At 68.8% G+C, this 19030-nt stretch carries 15 protein-coding genes; 10 read left to right on the top strand and 5 right to left on the bottom strand.

Translation table 11 applies throughout. The features are described 5' to 3' along the window. Positions 1–135 precede the first annotated feature (135 nt). Positions 136–1194: a UDP-N-acetylmuramate dehydrogenase gene (gene murB, locus DFQ15_RS08215; protein WP_110465586.1), complete on the bottom strand. Its 1059-nt coding sequence runs from the start codon at positions 1192–1194 to the stop codon at positions 136–138. 31 nt (positions 1195–1225) lie between these two features. Between murB and DFQ15_RS08220 the strand changes: the two genes are divergently transcribed. The 3 genes from DFQ15_RS08220 to DFQ15_RS08230 all read left to right on the top strand — a co-directional run bounded on the left by DFQ15_RS08220 (position 1226) and on the right by DFQ15_RS08230 (position 3584). Further along, entirely contained in the window at positions 1226–1915 is a 690-nt protein-coding gene (locus DFQ15_RS08220; RefSeq protein ID WP_110465518.1) for a retropepsin-like aspartic protease family protein, read from the top strand. 95 nt (positions 1916–2010) lie between these two features. Next, positions 2011–2496, top strand: a complete 486-nt coding sequence (locus DFQ15_RS08225) for a YajQ family cyclic di-GMP-binding protein (RefSeq protein ID WP_110465519.1) — start codon at positions 2011–2013, stop codon at positions 2494–2496. Between the two features lie 89 nt (positions 2497–2585). Beyond that, a complete protein-coding gene (locus DFQ15_RS08230; RefSeq protein WP_110465520.1) occupies positions 2586–3584 on the top strand; it encodes an HD-GYP domain-containing protein in 999 nt (332 codons plus the stop codon). Positions 3585–3724: 140 nt separating this feature from the next. Here DFQ15_RS08230 and plsY read toward each other — a convergent pair whose 3' ends face one another. The 3 genes from plsY to DFQ15_RS08245 all read right to left on the bottom strand — a co-directional run bounded on the left by plsY (position 3725) and on the right by DFQ15_RS08245 (position 6288). Then, positions 3725–4366, bottom strand: a complete 642-nt coding sequence (gene plsY, locus DFQ15_RS08235; RefSeq protein WP_110465521.1) for a glycerol-3-phosphate 1-O-acyltransferase PlsY — start codon at positions 4364–4366, stop codon at positions 3725–3727. A gap of 82 nt (positions 4367–4448) precedes the next feature. Further along, complete coding sequence (locus tag DFQ15_RS08240) at positions 4449–4940, bottom strand: aminoacyl-tRNA deacylase (RefSeq protein ID WP_110465587.1); 492 nt, start codon at positions 4938–4940, stop codon at positions 4449–4451. Positions 4941–5226: 286 nt separating this feature from the next. Beyond that, positions 5227–6288, bottom strand: a complete 1062-nt coding sequence (locus DFQ15_RS08245) for an aldo/keto reductase (protein ID WP_110465588.1) — start codon at positions 6286–6288, stop codon at positions 5227–5229. A gap of 248 nt (positions 6289–6536) precedes the next feature. On the opposite strand from DFQ15_RS08245, the gene DFQ15_RS08250 reads away from it, so the two are divergent. From DFQ15_RS08250 to DFQ15_RS08270, 5 genes are all read left to right on the top strand, one after another. Beyond that, the gene (locus tag DFQ15_RS08250) at positions 6537–7451 is read left to right on the top strand and encodes an alpha/beta fold hydrolase (RefSeq protein WP_110465589.1); all 915 of its coding nucleotides are present in this window, start codon (positions 6537–6539) and stop codon (positions 7449–7451) included. Between the two features lie 208 nt (positions 7452–7659). Further along, entirely contained in the window at positions 7660–11172 is a 3513-nt protein-coding gene (locus tag DFQ15_RS08255) for a response regulator (RefSeq protein ID WP_110465522.1), read from the top strand. Further along, positions 11172–12005, top strand: coding sequence for a CheR family methyltransferase (locus DFQ15_RS08260; RefSeq protein ID WP_110465523.1), 834 nt, complete (start codon positions 11172–11174; stop codon positions 12003–12005). The genes DFQ15_RS08255 and DFQ15_RS08260 overlap by 1 nt, the downstream gene beginning before the upstream one ends. Further along, entirely contained in the window at positions 12005–12631 is a 627-nt protein-coding gene (locus DFQ15_RS08265) for a chemotaxis protein CheB (RefSeq protein ID WP_110465524.1), read from the top strand. The genes DFQ15_RS08260 and DFQ15_RS08265 overlap by 1 nt, the downstream gene beginning before the upstream one ends. Then, positions 12625–13833 (top strand): hybrid sensor histidine kinase/response regulator, encoded by a 1209-nt coding sequence (locus DFQ15_RS08270; RefSeq protein WP_199399842.1) that lies wholly within the window; start codon positions 12625–12627, stop codon positions 13831–13833. The genes DFQ15_RS08265 and DFQ15_RS08270 overlap by 7 nt, the downstream gene beginning before the upstream one ends. Positions 13834–13901: 68 nt before the next feature. Here the strand turns inward: DFQ15_RS08270 and DFQ15_RS08275 are convergent, their stop codons facing one another. Beyond that, a complete protein-coding gene (locus tag DFQ15_RS08275) occupies positions 13902–14981 on the bottom strand; it encodes a sterol desaturase family protein (RefSeq protein ID WP_110465525.1) in 1080 nt (359 codons plus the stop codon). 124 nt (positions 14982–15105) lie between these two features. Between DFQ15_RS08275 and prfB the strand changes: the two genes are divergently transcribed. Further along, positions 15106–16210 (top strand): peptide chain release factor 2 gene (prfB, locus tag DFQ15_RS08280; RefSeq protein WP_110465526.1). Its coding sequence is split into 2 segments (ribosomal slippage): positions 15106–15186 and positions 15188–16210, totalling 1104 coding nucleotides; the frame shifts between segments, so codons are not numbered across the junction. Positions 16211–16290: 80 nt separating this feature from the next. Next, positions 16291–19020 (top strand): aminopeptidase N, encoded by a 2730-nt coding sequence (pepN, locus tag DFQ15_RS08285; protein WP_110465591.1) that lies wholly within the window; start codon positions 16291–16293, stop codon positions 19018–19020. The last annotated feature ends 10 nt before the right edge of the window (positions 19021–19030 follow it).

Genomic DNA, 19030 nt, shown 5'->3' on the forward strand with positions numbered 1-19030 from the left:
CCTACATAGCCTTGTCGTAAAAAATACCGATGCCTGCGCGCAATATGTGATGCGCGAACTTAGCCGTTACACATTCAATAGCAAAATGTCCATGCGCCGCCGAAGTTAGGCACTTTGCGCAGAAGTTTTCTGCGCTCAGACCACCACCGGTTCCGGCTCCAGCAAAATGCCGAAGCGCTCGTACACGCTGGTCTGGATCGCCTTCGCCAGCGTCATCACCTCGCCGCCGGTCGCACAGGTCGCCGGATCGGCCACCCCCGGGTTGACCAGCACCAGGGCCTGCTTCTCGTACACCGCGGCATGGCCGACCGACTTGCCCTTCCAGCCGCAGGCGTCGATCAGCCAGCCGGCGGCGAGCTTGATCGAGCCGTCGGGCATAGGGTAGTGCACGATCTTCGGCTCGCGGGCGATGATGTCGGCGCACTGCTCGGGCGAGACGGTGGGGTTCTTGAAGAAGCTGCCGGCGTTGCCGACCACCTTCGGGTCGGGCAGCTTGGCGCGGCGGATCTCGCAGATCCAGTCGAAGATCTGCTGCGGGGTCGGATCGTCCACGCCGGCCTCCGCGCGGCGGCGCTCCAGCTCCAGGTAGCCCAGCTCGGGCTTCCAGGGGCGCGGCAGCAGAAAGCGCACCCGCAGGATCAGCGCCCGGCCGGACAAACCCAGGCCGCGCGGCCCGGCGGCGGCGTGCTTGAAGATCGAATCGCGGTAGCCGAAGCCGCACTGCCCCGCATACAGGGTGAACAGGCGGGCGGTCCGCAGGTCGATCGCGTCCAGCGAATGGAAGCGGTCCTGCAGCTCCACCCCGTAGGCGCCGATGTTCTGCACCGGCGACGCGCCCACGGTGCCGGGGATCAGCGCCAGGTTCTCAAGGCCCGGAATGCCCTGCGACAAGGTCCAGGCGACGATGTCGTGCCAGCCCTCGCCGGCGCCGGCCTCGACCACACAGTGGCGCTCGGCCGTCTCGACCACCCGGCGGCCCCGCACCTCCACCTTAAGCACCAGCGGCCGCACGTCGCCGGTCAGCACGATGTTGCTGCCGCCCCCCAGGACGAACTTGGGGGTGGCGGCAAGCTCGGGGTCGGCCAGCACGGCGTGGACGTCGTCTTCGCCGGCGATCCGCACCAGCCGGTGGGCGCGGGCGACGATGCCGAAGGTGTTGTAGGGCCGCAGTGCGACGTTGTTCTCGACTAACATCCGCTGCATTTTCTCACTCCGGGTTTTCCGCATGCCTCTCGCACCGCACGGCTCCGCCGCCCATCGCCTGCGCCGCCTGTTGCACAGCGCGCTGCTGGCAGCGGCCCTGGTCGCTGCCAGCGCCGCGGCGCAGGCGGCGCCGGCGGTGGCGCTGGCCGGCGTGCTGGGCGCGAAAGCGCTGCTGGTGATCGACGGCGAGACCCGCGCCCTGGCCCCAGGCGAATCGGCGCGCGGTGTGCGGCTGGTGTCGGTGACCAGGAACGACGCGGTGGTAGAGGTGGGCGGCGCCCGGGCCACGCTGGTGCTGGGCGGCACGCCGGCCCTGGTAGGCGCCGCGACGCCGGCGGGCGGCGGCCGCCGGATCGTGATGGTAAGCGACAGCCGCGGCCACTTCATGCCGCAGGGCAGCATCAACGGCCAGGTGACCCAGTTCATGGTGGATACCGGCGCCAGCGGCATCGGCCTGTCGCAGGAAGAGGCCGAGCGCATAGGCCTGCGCTTCAAGGAAGGCGAGCCGGTGCAGATGCGCACCGCCAACGGCAATGTGCAAGGCTGGCGCACCCGGCTGGCGCAGGTGCGGGTGGGCGACGTGGAGATCTACGACGTCGAGGCCTTCGTCACCCCGCAGCCGATGCCCTACGTGCTGCTGGGCAACAGCTATCTCAACCGGTTCCAGATGACCCGCACCAAAGACCAGATGGTGCTCGACAAGCGCTACTGACCGGTGGCGGCGACAGCGTGTCTGCCGACGCGGAAGGGCCGGGCTTTGGCATAACATGGTGCGTTGTTCTTTCCGTACATGCCTGGAGTTCTGACATGCCGTCATTCGATACCGTCTGCGAAGCCGATCTGCCGGAGGTCCGCAACTCGGTCGACAACACCACCAAGGAAATCGTCACCCGCTTCGATTTCAAGGGCACCTCGGCCGCGATCGAGCTGAAGGACAAGGAGATCACCATGTTCGGCGATGCCGACTTCCAGCTCACCCAGGTCGAGGACATACTGCGCAACAAGCTCACCAAGCGCAACGTCGACGTACGCTTCCTCGACATCGGCAAGGTCGAGAAGATCGGTGGCGACAAGGTCAAGCAGGTGATCAAGGTGCGCAACGGCATCGGGGCCGAGCTGGCCAAGAAGATCCAGCGCACGATCAAGGACAGCAAGATGAAGGTGCAGGCCGCGATCCAGGGCGATGCGGTGCGTGTCACCGGCGCCAAGCGCGACGACCTGCAGGCCGCCATGGCCCTGCTGAAGAAGGAAGTGACCGACGTGCCTATCAGCTTCAACAACTTCCGCGACTAGTTTTCCGCTCGCGCCTCTCTGCCGCAGGCCCGCGCCGCTCCCGTCCACCCGCTTCCCCGCGCACCGTTGTCTTCCGTTTCCTGCAGACCATGCCCTATCCTACGTCCCTGCCAGCCGCCACCGAGCACGGTTCGGAAGACCTGTTGAGCCTGTGGTCGGACCTGGAGTCGGGCCTGTCGATCATCCTGACGCGGCCGCAGAACGTGCAGGATTTTCCGCAGAAGGTGCTGCAGTACGACCGCTGGATGCAGGCGCTGGTGCTGCAGGACGTGGACACGGCGCTGTTCCTGCTGTTCCAGCTGGCCTCGACCTCGTCGGTCGGCTACAGCGCCTCCCACGCGCTGGTCTGCGCGGCGCTCTGCCACATCGTCGCCGACGAGCTGGCGTTGCCGCGCACCGAGCGCGACACGCTGGTCCATGCCGCGATGACGATGAACGTGGCGATGACCGACGTGCAGAACCGCCTGGCGTCGCAGAAGGAGCGGCCCAGCGCCCAGCAGCGCCAAGTGATCCGTCACCACGCGACCGACGGCGAGGCGATGCTGACCCGCCTCGGCGTGGAGGACGCGGTGTGGCTGGAGGTGGTGGCCAGCCACCACGGCGCCGACAACGCCCGCGGCACGCTGACCGACATGGCGCCGGCCGCGCGGCTCGCCCATGTGCTGCACACGATCGACCGCTACGCCGCCATGATCAGCCCGCGCAGTTCCCGGACCGGCCGCAGCGCGCTGGATTCGGTGCGCGCCGTCCTCGGCGGACGCGACAACTACCGCGACGAGGTGGGCTACGCTCTGGTGCGGGCGGTGGGCCTCTGCCCGCCGGGCACCTTCGTCGACCTGACCAGCGGCGAGACCGCGGTGGTGGTGCGCCGCAGCCCGGTCGCCAACAAGCCGGTCGTCGCGATCATGCTCGACGCGCAAAAGCAGCCGCTGCGCCGCCCGCGGCTGCACCGGCTGGCCTCGGGCGCGCCGCGGATCCGCTCGTCCCTGTCCCACGACCAGGTGCCGCCGCTGGACCATCGGCTGGTGCTGCAGGTGGGCGTGCAGGCCAGCCGCCAGATCGCATCCTGGACCGAGCAAATGGCCTAGCTCGTCCCCAGGCTCCGCACTTTCGTGTCTTCGCCCACCCCCTTCCGGGGCGATACCGGCGGCCCGGCGAAGCCGGTTCCGCGGTATCCCTGGAAGAAGCCACCGTGCTCGCTTTGGACGGCTCGGGTGATGACGCGGCGTCAGATCTTGGGCTTCGCTTTCGCGCCCAGGCGGGATTCGGTACCGGCGACCAGGCGGCGGACGTTTTCGCGGTGGCGCCAGGCCAGCAGGGCGGCCATGGCCGCGATGGCGGAGGCGATCCAGGGGTCGGCGGTCCAGGCGATGCCATTGCCGAAGCGGTAGTAGAAGACCGCGAAGGCCGCGGCCACCAACGAGGCCAGAGACGAGTAGCGGAAGAAGAAGGCGATCACCAGCCAGGTGGCCGACACCGCCAGACCCAGCCAGAGGTCGATGCCGCACAACACCCCCAGCGCCGTCGCCACGCCCTTGCCGCCCTGGAAGCGGAAGAACACCGGATACAGGTGGCCCAGAAACGCGGCCAGCGCCACCAGGGCCACGGTGCCGGTGCCAAGCCCCCATGCGCCGCCGTAGAGGCGCACCAGCACCACCGGCAGCCACCCCTTGGCGGCGTCCAGCAACAGCGTGGCGATCGCGGCCTTCTTGCTGCCCGAGCGCAGCACGTTGGTGGCGCCCGGGTTACCGCTGCCGTAGCTGCGCGGATCGTCCAGCCCCATCGCGCGGCTGACGATGACCGCGAACGACAGCGAACCGATGCAGTACGCCGCGAGCGCGGCCAGGGCGGGAAGGCAGGAATTCGTCATCGGGGCTGTCTGTCTCTCTGGCACCTGCCCTGCGCTGCGTGCGGCAGGGCCGGGTGCGATGGATGGTGGATCGGGGCGGCGGCTATTCTGCCAGCGCGCACTGCACCGTCCGGGCGGCCAGCAGGTCCACGCAGACCTGCGGATCGATCCCCACCAGGTAGCCGCGCCGCCCGCCGTTGATGCAGATCCGCGGCAGCGCCAGGATGGTTTCCTCGATATAGACCGGCATCGCGCGCCGGGTGCCGAAGGGCGAGGTGCCGCCGACCAGGTATCCGCTGTGCCGGTGGGCCACCTCGGGCCTGCACGGCTCTACCGACTTGGCGCCGATCTGCCGCGCCAGGTTCTTGGTCGAGACCTTGCGGTTGCCGTGCATCAGCACCAGCAGCGGCCTGGCGTCCTGGTCTTGCATCACCAGCGTCTTCACCACGGTGAATGGATCGAAGCCCAGCACCGCCGCGCTGTGCTGCGCCCCGCCGTGCTCCAGGTACTCGTACGGATGCTCGGTGAACGCCACGCCGCGCGCCCGCAGCATCTGCGTCGCCGGCGTCTCGGACACACGCTCTTTCTTGGCCATCGTCATCGAAGCCAGCCGAAGCCGGCAGTAAGAGCGGCTAACACAACCCAGCGAAGCGGTTCTGGCTAGGCGCCGCATCGCAGACAGTACGAGTAGTACGACAAGGTGCGGCAACGACGCCAGAAGGGTTGTGTTAGCCGCTCTAAGGAAAGACGCCCTCGACCCACGCACCCGCACATCAGCCGGGTTCAGAGATGCCGCGGAGCTGGCTTCGCCAGGCCGCCGGCACCGCCCCCGGCAGGGGGTAGGCGAAGACACGAAGTGCGAAGCCTGGGGGGTTGCCTGGCTACAGTGCCGGATCGCGGAACTGCCACCGGATCGCGTCGATCTCGGCCAGCACCTCGGCCGACAGCGTCGTGCCCCAGGCGTCGAGGTCTTCGTCCAACTGCGCCAGCGTGGTCACGCCGATGATGGTGCTGGCGACCTGCCACTTGGTGTAGCAGAAAGCCAGCGCCATGCGGGTCGGCGTCAGGCCGTGGCGGCGGGCCAGGTCGTTGTAGCGGCGGGCGGCGTCGAGCGCCTCGGGGCGACCCCAGCGTTGCTTCTTCATCGATTCGAACTTCGCCAGGCGCCCTTCCTTCGGTGCGTCGGGGCCGCCGATGCCGCTCTTGTCGTATTTGCCGGTCAGCAGGCCGAAGGCGACCGGCGAGTAGGCCAGCAGCGACACCTCCAGCCGGTGCATCGTTTCGTCCAGGCCGTTCTCGACCGTTCGATTGACCAGGCAGTACGGGTTCTGCACCGTGGCGATGCGCGGCAGGCCGTGCTGCTCGGCCAGGCGCACGAACTCGTGCACGCCATAGGACGATTCGTTCGACAGGCCGACGGCGCGCACCTTGCCGGCCTGCACCAGCCTGCCCAGGGCCTCCAGCTGCTCGTGGATCGGAGTGGCCGAGGTTTCCTTGGCCGGGTCGTAGTAAACGTTGCCGAAGGCCGGCACGTGGCGTTCGGGCCAGTGGATCTGGTAGAGGTCGATGGTGTCGGTCTGCAGCCGGCGCAGGCTGACGTCGCAGGAGGCGGCGATGTCGGCGGCCGTCATCCCCTTGCCCTCGCGTACCCAGGGCATGCCGCGCGAGGGGCCGGCCACCTTGGTCGCCAGCACCACCTTCCGGCGCAGACCGGGATCGCGGGCGAACCAGTTGCCGATGATCGTCTCGGTGGCGCCGCAGGTTTCCTCGCGGGCCGGCACCGCGTACATCTCGGCCGTGTCGATGAAGTTGACGCCGCGCTCCAACGCGCGGTCGAGGATGGCATGCGCGTCCGCTTCGGCCACCTGCTCGCCGAAGGTCATGGTGCCCAGGCAGATGGGGGTGACATGGAGATCGCTGCTGCCGAGCCGGAGGGTTTGCATGGACATGAGGTGGGGCGTGAAAATGTGGAATCGGCGGTCATTACACCAGCTTCGGCCGACGGCCGCAGGCGGCGGGCGCGGGCGGCCGGAAGGGGAGGCACCCACCGCGGATTCGAACAAAAAAGGTCCGCAGCCGTCTTCCTTCAACGACCTGCAGCTATACTTTCTATAGCATTCAGACGGTGATCCGCCCGGTACTGTCGTGCACCGGACCGGACCGGCGCGCCGCCTTTCCTATGATCGGCCGCATGTACCAACCCCGCCGACCGCACCACAGCACCTTCGTCCCGCTCCGCCGCCTGCGCTACCACGTGCATACCTGGGGCACGCCGCAGCCCGACCGGCCGCCGCTGGTGATGCTGCACGGCTGGATGGACGTGGGCGCGTCCTGGCAGTTCGTGGTGGACGCGCTGAGCCACGACCGCCAGGTGCTGGCGCCCGACTGGCGCGGCTTCGGCCGCACCGAGAGCCCGCCCACCGACAGCTACTGGTTCGCCGACTACCTCGCCGACCTGGACATGCTGATCGACCACTGGTCGGCGGATACCCCGATCGACCTGGTCGCCCACAGTATGGGCGGCAACGTCGCGATGCTCTACGCCGGGGTGCGGCCCGGCCGGGTCCGCCGGCTGGTGAACCTGGAAGGCTTCGGCATGCCCGCGACCCGGCCCGACGCGGCGCCCGAGCGCCATGCCCGCTGGATCGACGAGATCAAGGCTCTCGGGCGCGGCGAGTTGGCGCTCAAGACCTACGAGAGCGCCGACGGCGTGGCCCGGCGGCTGATGGCGACCAACCCGCGCCTGGGCGCCGACATGGCGGCCTGGCTGGCGCAGCACTGGGCCCAGCCGGTCGCCACGCCCGACGGCGGTGAAGGCTGGCGCATCCTGGGCGACGCGGCGCACAAGATCGTCAACCCGCAGCTCTACCGGGTGGAGGAGGCGCTGGCCCACTACGCCCGGATCGCCGCGCCGGTCCTGTCGGTGGAAGCCGCCGACAACGCGATGGAGCGCTTGTGGCAGGGCCGCTACACCCTGCCCGAATACCACGCCCGGCTGCGGAGCGTGCCCGACTGCCGCAGCGTGCAGGTGGCGGACGCCGGCCACATGCTGCACCATGACCAGCCCGAACGAATCGCGGCGCTGATCGAGGATTTCATGCGCTGAGCGCGCGCGGTCGGTCACGACCCGCCGGGGTCGGCCCTCGCCGCCGGCTGCGCCCGGGCCGCCGGGCCGTGCGAAGGCTCCGGCAGCACAGGAATCCGCCGTGCCCCTGCGCGCGGAGGATGCTTTGTCGGGCACACTCAACGCGCCCGCTTCTACCCCGATCTTTATTGCCCCCGCGCGGCCCCGTCCCCGCGCGCACGCCCCGACCATGAACAGCTCGTCCACGATCCATCCCGAGACGTTCCGCACGATCCTGTCCCGCACCGTGGTGCTGCCGCTGCTGCTGGGCCTGGCCGGCACCGCGATCTTCGTCGGGCTGATCTTCTATCTGCTCTCCACCATCCGCTGGGTGGAGCACACCGACCAGGTCATCAGCCAGAGCTACGAGCTATCGGCCCTCGGCGCCGACATGGAAACCGGCATGCGCGGCTTCGTGATCACCGGCAATCCGCAGTTCCTCGATCCCTACGAGCTGGCTCGCCCGCGCATGGGCGTCGGCCTGACGAGCCTGCGCGATCTGGTGTCGGACAACGGCGCGCAGGTGGCGCGGCTGAACCGGATCGAGGCCCTGCAGAGCGAGTGGCTCAAGTATTCGCAGGAGGTGATCGCCGCCCGCCGCGCCAACGGCAGCGTCGACCGCGAGATCATCGGCACCGGCCGCGGCAAGCGCCTGACCGACGAGGTGCGGCGCGAGTTCGCAGAATTCACCAACCACGAAGAGCGGCTGCGGGTGACCCGCAACGAGAAGGCGCATGCCACCACCGTGCTGGTGGTAGTGCTGTACGTGCTGTCCAGCGCCGTCTTCGGCGGCGGCCTGGCCTACCTCGGCCGGCGCGAGCTGAAGCGGGTGTCGGCCATCTACGACCGGGTGCTGGGCCGGCAGGCCGAATACGCCGAGACGCTGCAGCGCCAGGCCTGGCTGCGCGAGGGCCAGAGCCAGCTCGCCGACACGATGATCGGCCAGCAGGCGCTGCCGGTGCTCGGCCACAGCGTGCTGGAGTTCATGGCCCGCTATCTGGGCGCGACCGTCGGCGCCGTCTATGTGCGCGACAACGCCGAAAGCCTGAAGCGGGTCGCCAGCTACGGCTTCAGCCGCGCCCTGCAGGAAGAGCACTCCGCGCTGCAGGGCTCCGAGACTCTGGTGGGCCAGGCCGCGCGGGAGAAACGGCTGATCCGCCTGGACGACGTGCCCGCCGACTACATCCGGGTCAGCTCGGGCCTGGGCGAAGGCCTGCCGCGCAGCGGCGCGGTGCTGCCGATCGGCAACGACGGCGAGGTCAACGGCGTGATCGAGCTGGGCTTCCTGCGGCCGCTCGACGCCCGCGATGCCGAATTCCTGGCGCTGGTCGCCGACAGCATCGGCGGCTCGGTCGAGACGGCCCGCTTCCGCCAGCGGCTGCAGGACATGCTGGCCGAGACGCAGCAGTTGAACGAGGAGCTGCAGGTGCAGCAGGAAGAGCTGCGCATCGCCAACGAGGAACTCGAGGAACAGTCGCGGGTGCTGAAGGAATCGCAGGCCAGCCTGGAGGTGCAGAAGGAAGAGCTGCAGCAGACCAACGAGCGCCTGGCCTCGCAGGCGGTGATGCTCGACCAGCGCAACGTCGCACTCAATACCGCGCACGACCAGCTGGAGCAGCGGGCCGACGAACTGCAGCGCGCGAGCCGCTACAAGTCGGAGTTCCTCGCGAACATGTCGCACGAGCTGCGCACGCCCCTCAACAGCTCGCTGATCCTGGCGAAGCTGCTGGCCGACAACCCCGACGGCAACCTGAGCACCGAGCAGGTGAAGTTCGCCGATTCGATCTACGGCGCCGGCAACGACCTGCTGAACCTGATCAACGACATCCTGGACATCTCGAAGGTCGAGGCCGGCAAGCTCGACATGCGGCCGCAGGACGTCGGCATGCAGCGCCTCGCCGACGCGCTGCGGGTCACTTTCGAGCCGCTGGCCCGAGAGAAAAATCTCGATTTCCGGGTCGAGATCTCGCCGGGTGCGCCCGCCTCCATCTTCACCGACCGGCAGCGGGTCGAGCAGGTCTTGAAGAACCTGCTGTCCAACGCGGTCAAGTTCACCGGCGCCGGCAGCGTCGTCCTGACGATCGGCGCCGGCGCCGACGGCCATGTGCTGTTCAGCGTCGAGGACTCGGGCATCGGCATCGCGCCCGAGCAGCAGGAAGCGATCTTCGAGGCCTTCCGCCAGGCCGACGGCACCACCAGCCGCCGCTACGGCGGCACCGGCCTGGGCCTGACCATCTCGCGCGACCTGGCCCGGTTGCTGGGCGGCACCCTGACGGTCGAGAGCACGCCCGGCCAGGGCAGTACCTTCCGGCTGGTGCTGCCGCGCAGCTGCGAGCAGCGGCAGGCCGCGCTGCCGCAGGCCCCGTCGCCGTTGCAGCCGCCGTACCAGCGCGCCCTGCCCGACCCCGCCGCGTCCGCACCGCCGCCGGCCCCGGTGCCGCCCCCGGCCTCGCCGCGGGCGCCGGTACCCGCGCCCACCTTCGCCGACGACCGCGACCAGACCGCACCCAGCCACCGCTGGGTGCTGGTGGTGGAGGACGAGCCTAAGTTCGCCCACATCCTCTACGACCTGGCCCACGAGCTGCAGTACCGCTGCCTGGTGGCGCACGGCGCGGAAGACGGCTTCGTGCTGGCGCAGAAGCACCTGCCCGATGCGATCCTGCTCGACATGGGCCTGCCCGACCGTCCCGGCATCACCCTGCTGCAGCGCCTGAAGGAAAGCCCGCAGACGCGCCACATCCCGGTGCACGTCATCTCGGCCGAGGACCGCAGCGAATCCGCGCTGCACATGGGCGCGATCGGCTACGCCACCAAGCCCACGACCCGCGAACAGCTCAAGGGCATCTTCCAGAAGCTAGAGGACAAGCTGACCCAGAAGGTCAAGCGGGTTCTGGTGGTGGAGGACGACGCCCGCCAGCGCGAGAGCATCGTGCACCTGATCGGCGACGACGACGTGGAGATCACCGCGGTCGAGTTCGGCGAGGAGGCCCTGGGCCTGGTGCGCGCCAACGTCTACGACTGCATGATCATCGACCTGAAGCTGCCCGACATGAGCGGCAACGAGCTGTTGAAACGCATGTCCGGCGAGGATATCTGCTCGTTCCCGCCGGTGATCGTCTACACCGGACGCAACCTCACCCGCGAGGAAGAGGCCGACCTGCTGCGCTACTCGCATTCGATCATCATCAAGGGCGCCCGCTCGCCCGAGCGGCTGCTCGACGAGGTCACCCTCTTCCTGCACAAGGTCGAGGCCGAGCTCTCCACCGAGCGCCAGACCATGCTGCGGACCGCGCGCAGCCGCGACAAGCTGTTCGAGGGCCGCAAGATCCTGCTGGTGGACGACGACGTGCGCAACATCTTCGCCCTCACCAGCGCGCTGGAGCACAAGGGCGCCTTCGTCGAGATCGGCCGCAACGGCCGCGAGGCGCTGGAGCGGCTCGGCGCGGTGCCCGACATCGACCTGGTGCTGATGGACGTGATGATGCCGGAGATGGACGGCCTGGATGCCACCCGCCGGATCCGCCAGAACCCCGCCTGGCAGAAGCTGCCGATCATCGCCGTCACCGCCAAGGCGATGAAGGACGACCAGGAACAGTGCCTGAAGGCCGGCGCCAACGACTACCTGGCCAAGCCGATCGACCTGGACCGCCTGTTCTCGCTGCTGCGCGTCTGGATGCCGAAGATGGAGCGCACGGTCGGCTGATGGTGCATCCGCTCGTCCCCGTAGATACGCTGGAGATCGAGCTGCGGCTGCTGGTCGAGGCGATCTACCAGCAGTACAGCTACGACTTCCGCGACTACTCGGTCGCCTCGCTGCGCCGGCGGGTGCTGCACGCGCTGCCGCAGTTCGACTGCGCCACCGTCAGCGGCCTGCAGGAAAGGCTGCTGCACCACCCCGACGTGTTCGGCCGGCTGCTGCAGATCCTCACCATCCCGGTCAGCGACATGTTCCGCGACCCGCCCTACTTCCTGGCGCTGCGCCGGCACGTGGTGCCGGTGCTGCGCACCTACCCGTCGATCAAGGTGTGGGTGGCCGGCTGCAGCACCGGGGAAGAGGTGTACTCGCTCGCGATCCTGCTGCGCGAAGAAGGCCTGCTGGAGCGCAGTATCCTGTATGCGACCGACATCAACCCCCGCTCGCTGGAGAAGGCCCAGCGCGGCATCTTCGCCCGCGAGCACATCGCCGGCTACGCCACCAGCTACCGCGAGGCGGGCGGCAGCGCGACGCTGTCGGACTACTACACCGCGGCCTACGACGGCGTGCTGTTCGACAAGTCGCTGCGCGAGCACATCACCTTCGCCGACCACAGCCTGGCCACCGACAGCGTCTTCGCCGAGACGCACCTGATCTCCTGCCGCAACGTGCTGATCTACTTCAACAAGAAGCTGCAGGACCGGGCGCTGGGCCTGTTCCGCGAATCGCTCTGCCGCCGCGGCTTCCTGGGGCTGGGCAGCAAGGAAACGCTCGATTTCTCGGCCCATGCCGAAGGCTTCGAGCCGGTGGCGCGCCACGAGCGCATCTACCGCAAGCGCTGATGTCGACCGCTGCGGGCGAGGCGCCCTCCCTCTTCCAGCGCCCGGTGCCGAGCGGCACCGCGGCCGTCGTCATCGGGGCATCGGCCGGCGGCGTCGATGCGCTGCTGCAGCTCTTTACCGGACTGCCGCCGCAGTTCCGGCTGCCGCTGGTGGCGGTGCTGCACCTGCCGGAAGACCGGCACAGCCGCCTGGCCGACGTGTTTTCCCAGCGGCTGGCGCTGCAGGTGCGCGAGGCCTGTTCGGGCGAGCCGATCCAGCCCGGCACCCTGTACTTCGCCCCGCCCTCCTACCACCTGCAGGTGGAGCCCGACCAGAGCTTTTCCCTGAGCTGCGACGGGCCGGTGCACTTCTCGCGGCCGTCGATCGACGTGCTGCTGGAGTCCGCCGCCCATGCCTACGGCCGCCGCCTGGCCGCGATGCTGCTGACCGGCGCCAGCGCCGACGGCGCCGCCGGCCTGGCCGCGGTGGCGGCGCGCGGCGGCTTCACCGCGGTGCAGGACCCGGCCGAGGCCCGCATCGACACCATGCCCGAAGCCGCGATCGCGCTCCGACGCCCCGACCGGGTGCTGCCCCTGCGCGCGCTGCGCCAACTGCTCGTCGAACTCGACCGAACCTCATCATGCTGAAAGCCACGCCCGAAGCGAAAGTCCTCATCGTCGACGACCTGCCGGAGAACCTGCTGGCCCTGGAGGCGCTGATCCGCCAGGAGGACCGCATCGTCCACCAGGCCCGCTCGGCCGACGAGGCGCTGGCCCAGTTGTTGCGCCACGAATACGCCCTGGCCATCCTCGACGTGCAGATGCCCGGCATGAACGGCTTCGAGCTGGCCGAGCTGATGCGCGGCACCGAGCGCACCCGGCACATCCCGATCGTCTTCGTGAGCGCCGCCGGGCGCGAGATGAACTACGCGTTCCAGGGCTACGAGAGCGGCGCGGTCGATTTCCTGCACAAGCCGCTCGACCCGCATGCGGTGCGCACCAAGGTCGCCGTCTTCGTCGACCTGTACCGCCAGCGCCAGGCGCTGCGGCTGCAGTTGGAGGCGCTGGAGCAGTCCCGCCGCCAGCAGGAGCTGCTGCTGGCCGACCTGCAGGCGACGCAGGGCGAGCTGCAGCGCGCGGTGCGGGTGCGGGACGACTTCATGTCGATGGTCTCGCACGAGATGCGCACCCCGCTCAACACGCTGTTCCTGGAGGCGCAGGTGCGCAAGATGCACCTGGCCCGCGGCAAGCTCGACGCCTTCGCGCCCGACCAATTGCGCACCATGGTCGAGCGCGACGAGCGCCACATCAAGGCCATGATCCGCCTGATCGACGACATGCTCGACGTCACCCGGCTGCAGCGCGGCACCCTGTCGATCCTGCCCAAGCGCTTCGACATCGCCGAGCTGGTCGCCCGCCTGGTCGAGAGCTTCACCCACCAGGCCGCCGCCGCCGAATGCGCCATGGGTCTGCAGTCGCCCCCGACGCTCGAGACCGAACTGGACGAATTCCGCATCGAACAGGTCCTGACCAACCTGCTGACCAACGCGATGCGCTACGGGCCCGGCCAGCCGGTCGAGCTGCTGGTCGCCGAATGGAACGGCGGCGTGCGGATCGACGTGCGCGACCACGGCCGCGGCATCGCCCAGGAAGACCAGCAGCGCATCTTCAACCAGTTCGAACGCGTCGGCGACCGCGGCACCAGCGCCGGCCTGGGCCTGGGCCTCTACATCACCCGCCAGATCGTGGAAGCGCACGGCGGCACCATCGGCGTGTCGAGCACCCTGGGCGCCGGATCTACCTTCAGCGTGTGGCTGCCGAAAGTGGCGCCGCGGGTCGAGGCGGCGTGAGCGCAATTCGCCGCAGGTCGAACGGCCTGCTATCGAATGTATAGCTGGTGGTCGCCGCAGTACGCGGGCTAGCGCCCTTTTTTACTTCCAACTGAGGATGGCGGCCCGGCACGCGAGTCGCTGGAGACAGACGGCGCCTGCGTCGCATCCCGCACCGGCGCATAGCCCGGACCGCCGAAGGACACGTCGCCCGGCCGCCAGCCGTCGCGCCGGCGGAACGCGGCCCAGAAGCGGCGCAGGGTGTGCCACTGCTGGGCGACCAGGCCGCGGTCGTTGTCGGCATCGACGACCGGGTCGCTCACGCCGGTGGGCCGCAGCGGCTCGCCGTAGAGGGCGGTGCCGAAGAGCCGGTCCCAGAACGGGAACACCTGGCCGAAGTTGCAGTTGTGCAGCGTCGGCCGGTCGGGGTCGCGCAGCATGTGGTGCAGCCGGTGGAAGGAGGGCGCCACCAGCAGCCGCTCGCCCACCCGGCCGAAGCCGAGCGCCACGTTGGCATGCGAGAAGTTCTGCACCAGCTCGCTCAGCAGCACCAGCAGCGCGAACTCCGACGGGTCGACGCCCATCGCCAGGCCCACGCCGGCCAGGATGAAGGACTGCAGCACGCCGTCGAGGTAGCTGCCGCGGTCGTTCGACCAGCAGCTCATCTGGCGCTGGCTGTGGTGCATGCTGTGCAGGGCCCACCACCACGGAATCGCATGCTGGGCGCGGTGCATCCAGTAGTAAACACAGTCGTAGAGCAGGTAGTAGACCGCGAAGGCCGCCACCGGATGGGACTCGAACCAGGGCAGCCAGCGCCGCAGGCCCGACGCCTCGGCGGCGGCCGGCCCGCCGCCCAGCAGGTGGGCGAAGGGCATCAGCACCAGGAAGCTGAAGAGCGGGAACAAACCGAGCAGCATCAACAGCGTGTAGTGGCGGTCGACGGTGGTCAGCCGCCGGTCGGGCCAGTGCTCGGCCGGCCGCCAGGATTCGAGCGGGCGCATCACGCCGGCGATCAGCACCAGCTGCAGCGCGGCGATCAGCAGCGCCTCGGCGATCTCGTGCGGATCGCCGGCCACGGCGCCGAGGTGCAGGGCCGCCAGCACGGGCGCCACCAGGTGGGACGACAGCGCATCGATCGCACCGTGCCACGACGAAGACAGGATAGACATGGCGCGATCCTAAAACTTGTGCGGCCGATGGTGGTAAACGGGCATTCCGACGGCACCCGAACATGAGAAAATCGCCGGTTCCGGAGGCGCGACGCCCTCCTCACCCGCCACGCACAGGATTCCCATGGACGCAGAACGCATCAACCACATCGGCAACCGACTCTCCGACCTCAGCGCCAGGACGGTCGAGTTACGGGGGTATCTTTGACTTCGATGCCAAGAAAGAACGCCTGCGCACGGTAGACGCATCGCTCGAAGACCCGACGGTCTGGAACGACCCCAAGCGCGCCCAGGAGCTGGGCAAGGAGAAGAAGGCCCTCGACGGCGTCGTGGTGCTGCTGGAGAAGCTCACCCGTGAGCTGTCGGACAACGCCGAGCTTTTCGAGATGTCGAAGGAAGAAGGCGACTTCGACGGCCTGGCCTCGATCGAGGCCGACGTGGCCCTGCTCGCCGCCGACGTCGAGCAGCTCGAATTCCGCCGCATGTTCCGCAACGAGGCCGATCCGCTCAACGCTTTCCTGGACATCCAGGCCGGCGCCGGCGGCACCGAGGCCTGCGACTGGGCCAGCATGCTGCTGCGCCAGTACCTGAAGTACGCCGAGCGCAAGGGCTTCAAGGCGACGGTCGAGGACGAGACGGCGGGCGACACCGCCGGCATCAAGAGCGCCACGATCAAGCTCGAGGGCGAGTACGCCTTCGGCCTGCTGCGCACCGAGACCGGCGTGCACCGGCTGGTGCGCAAATCGCCCTTCGATTCCTCGGGCGGCCGGCACACCTCGTTCGCCTCGGTGTTCGTCTATCCGGAGATCGACGATTCGATCCAGATCGACATCAACCCGTCGGACGTGCGCACCGACACCTTCCGCGCATCGGGCGCCGGCGGCCAGCACATCAACAAGACCGATTCGGCGGTGCGGCTCACCCACATCCCCACCGGGATCGTGGTGCAGTGCCAGGACGGCCGCAGCCAGCACAGCAACCGCGACGTGGCGTGGCAGCGCCTGCGCTCGCGGCTCTACGACTTCGAGATGCGCAAGCGCCAGGAAGAGCAGCAGAAGCTGGAGGACACCAAGACCGACGTCGGCTGGGGCCACCAGATCCGCAGCTACGTGCTGGACAACAGCCGCATCAAGGACCTGCGCACCAACGTAGAAGTCTCGGCCACCCAGAAGGTGCTCGACGGCGACCTCGACGTGTTCATCGAAGCCTCGCTGAAGCAGGGCGTGTGAGCCCGGGCGGCCTGCCACACGGTCCGCCCTACCGACTTCGTTTCGCCACATCGGCCCATTTTTCCGGAGAAGCTCCCATGATGCGTGAAGGCCAGTCCACCGCGATCCACCGCACCGACTACACCGCCCCGGCGTTCTGGATCGACACAGTCGATCTCCGCTTCGACCTCGACCCTGCGAAGACCCGGGTGCTCAACAAGATGCGGGTGCGCCGCAACCCCGACGTGGTGCCGCAGGCGCTGCGCCTCGACGGCGAGGAGCTCAACCTGGCCCGTGTGCTGGTCAACGGCCAGGGCACCTCGTTCCGGATGGACGGCGACACCCTGGTGCTGGAGAACCTGCCGGCCGGCGACGACCCGTTCGAGCTGGAGATCTTCAACACCTGCTGCCCCGCCAAGAACACCAAGCTGATGGGCATCTTCGTGAGCGAAGAGACCTTCTTCAGCCAGTGCGAGGCCGAGGGCTTCCGCCGCATCACCTACTTCCTCGACCGGCCCGACGTGATGGCCAGCTACACCGTCACCCTGCGCGCCGACAAGGCCCTGTACCCGGTGCTGCTGTCCAACGGCAACCTGATGGAGGAAGGCGAGCTGCCCGACGGCCGCCACTTCGCCAAGTGGGTCGATCCGTTCAAGAAGCCCGCCTACCTGTTCGCCCTGGTGGCCGGCAAGTTGGTGGCCCGCGAGCAGAAGATCCGTGCCCGCAACGGCAAGTACCACCTGCTGCAGATCTTCGTGCGCAGCGGCGACCTCGACAAGACCGAGCATGCGATGAATTCGCTGATCGCCTCGATCGCCTGGGACGAGGCGCGCTTCGGCCTGCCGCTGGACCTCGACCGCTTCATGATCGTCGCGACCAGCGACTTCAACATGGGCGCGATGGAGAACAAGGGCCTCAACATCTTCAACACCAAGTACGTTCTGGCCAGCCAGGCGACCGCCACCGACGCCGACTTCTCGGGCGTCGAATCGGTCATCGGACACGAGTACTTCCACAACTGGTCGGGCGACCGGGTCACCTGCCGCGACTGGTTCCAGCTGAGCCTCAAGGAAGGCCTGACCGTCTTCCGCGACCAGGAGTTCAGCATGGACCTGTGCGCCGACCCGTCTGCCCGCGCGGTCAAGCGGATCGAGGACGTGCGCGTCCTGCGCACCGCCCAGTTCCCCGAGGACGCCGGCCCGATGGCCCATCCGGTGCGGCCCGACAGCTACATCGAGATCAGCAACTTCTACACCGTCACCATCTACGAGAAGGGCGCCGAAGTCGTCCGCATGATGCAGACGCTGGTCGCGAGCGAAGGCGACACGCTGGGCCGCAAGGCCTTCGAGAAGGGCATCACCCTCTACTTCGAGCGCCACGACGGCCAGGCCGTCACCTGCGACGACTTCGCCCAGGCGATCGCCGATGCCAACCCGGGCTCCGACCTGGCACGCTTGCTGCCCCGGTTCAAGCGCTGGTACAGCCAGGCCGGCACGCCGCGCGTCAAGGCCGAGGGCCGCTACGACGCCGATGCGCGCCGCTACACCCTCACCCTGTCGCAGAGCTGCCCCGCCACGCCGGGCCAGCCCGAGAAGCAGCCCGCGGTCATCCCGGTGCGCCTGGGCCTGCTGGCGCAGGACGGCACCGCGCTGCCGGTGCGGTACAGCGTCGGCGGCGGCGCGCCGGTCTCGGCACCGCTCTTCGTGCTCACAGAGCCGCAGGAAACCCTGGTGTTCGACGGCCTGGACGCGGCGCCGGTGCCGTCGCTGCTGCGCGGCTTCTCGGCGCCGGTGATCCTGGACATCGAATACACCGACGCCGACCTGCTCAACCTGCTGGCCCACGACGCCGATCCGTTCAACCGGTGGGAAGCCGGCCAGCGCCTGTCGCTGCGCCGCGCTATTAATTTGATAGCTGAGAGTCGAAACGAACCGCCGGCTGCAGGCACTTTCGATTCCCAATTGCTGGATGCGGATTATCTGGAGTCGATGCGCGGCGTGCTGCGCCATCCGACGCTGGACGCGGCCTTCAAGGACCTGGTTCTGACGCTGCCGTCCGAAGGCTACATCGCCGAGCAGCTGGCCGTCGTCGATCCGCAGCGGATCCACGCGGTGCGCGAAGCCATGCGTGCGCAGATCGCCACCGCGCTGCGGGCCGACTGGGCCTGGGCCTGGGAACAGCACCACGACAACGGCGCCTACACGCCCGACCCGCTGTCTTCCGGCCGCCGCGCGCTGGCCGGGCTGGCCCTCACCCACCTGTGCCTGGCCGCCCGCCAGTCGGGCGACACCGTCTGGCCCGGCCGCGCCTTCCAGCGCTTCCAGGACGCCGACAACATGACCGACCGCGCCAACGCCCTGCAGGCGCTGGTGGTGAGCGGCAGCGCGCTGGCCAAGCCTGCGTTGGAGCGTTTCCACGCGCTGTTCAAGAAAGAGGCGCTGGTGCTCGACAAGTGGTTCTCGCTGCAGGCCGGCGCGCCCGACCGCGGCGGCGACGTGCTGCCCGCGGTGCAGAAGCTGATGGCCCACCCGGACTTCAGCCTGAAGAACCCCAACCGCGCCCGCAGCGTGATCTTCAGCTTCTGCAGCGCCAACCCCGGCGCCTTCCACCGGGCCGACGGCGCGGGCTACGCATTCTGGGTGGAGCAGGTGAAGACGCTCGACGCACTCAACCCCCAGGTCGCCGCACGGCTGGCCCGCGCGCTCGACCGCTGGAAAAAGCTGGCCCCGGCCTACCGCGACCAGGCCCGCGACGCGATAGCCCGCGTCGCCGCACTGCCCGCGCTCAGCAAGGACACCCGCGAAGTCGTCGACCGGGCGCTGGCCGACTGACCGCCCGCCC

This window comes from Xylophilus ampelinus (assembly GCF_003217575.1).
Classification (GTDB): Bacteria; Pseudomonadota; Gammaproteobacteria; order Burkholderiales; family Burkholderiaceae_C; genus Xylophilus; species Xylophilus ampelinus.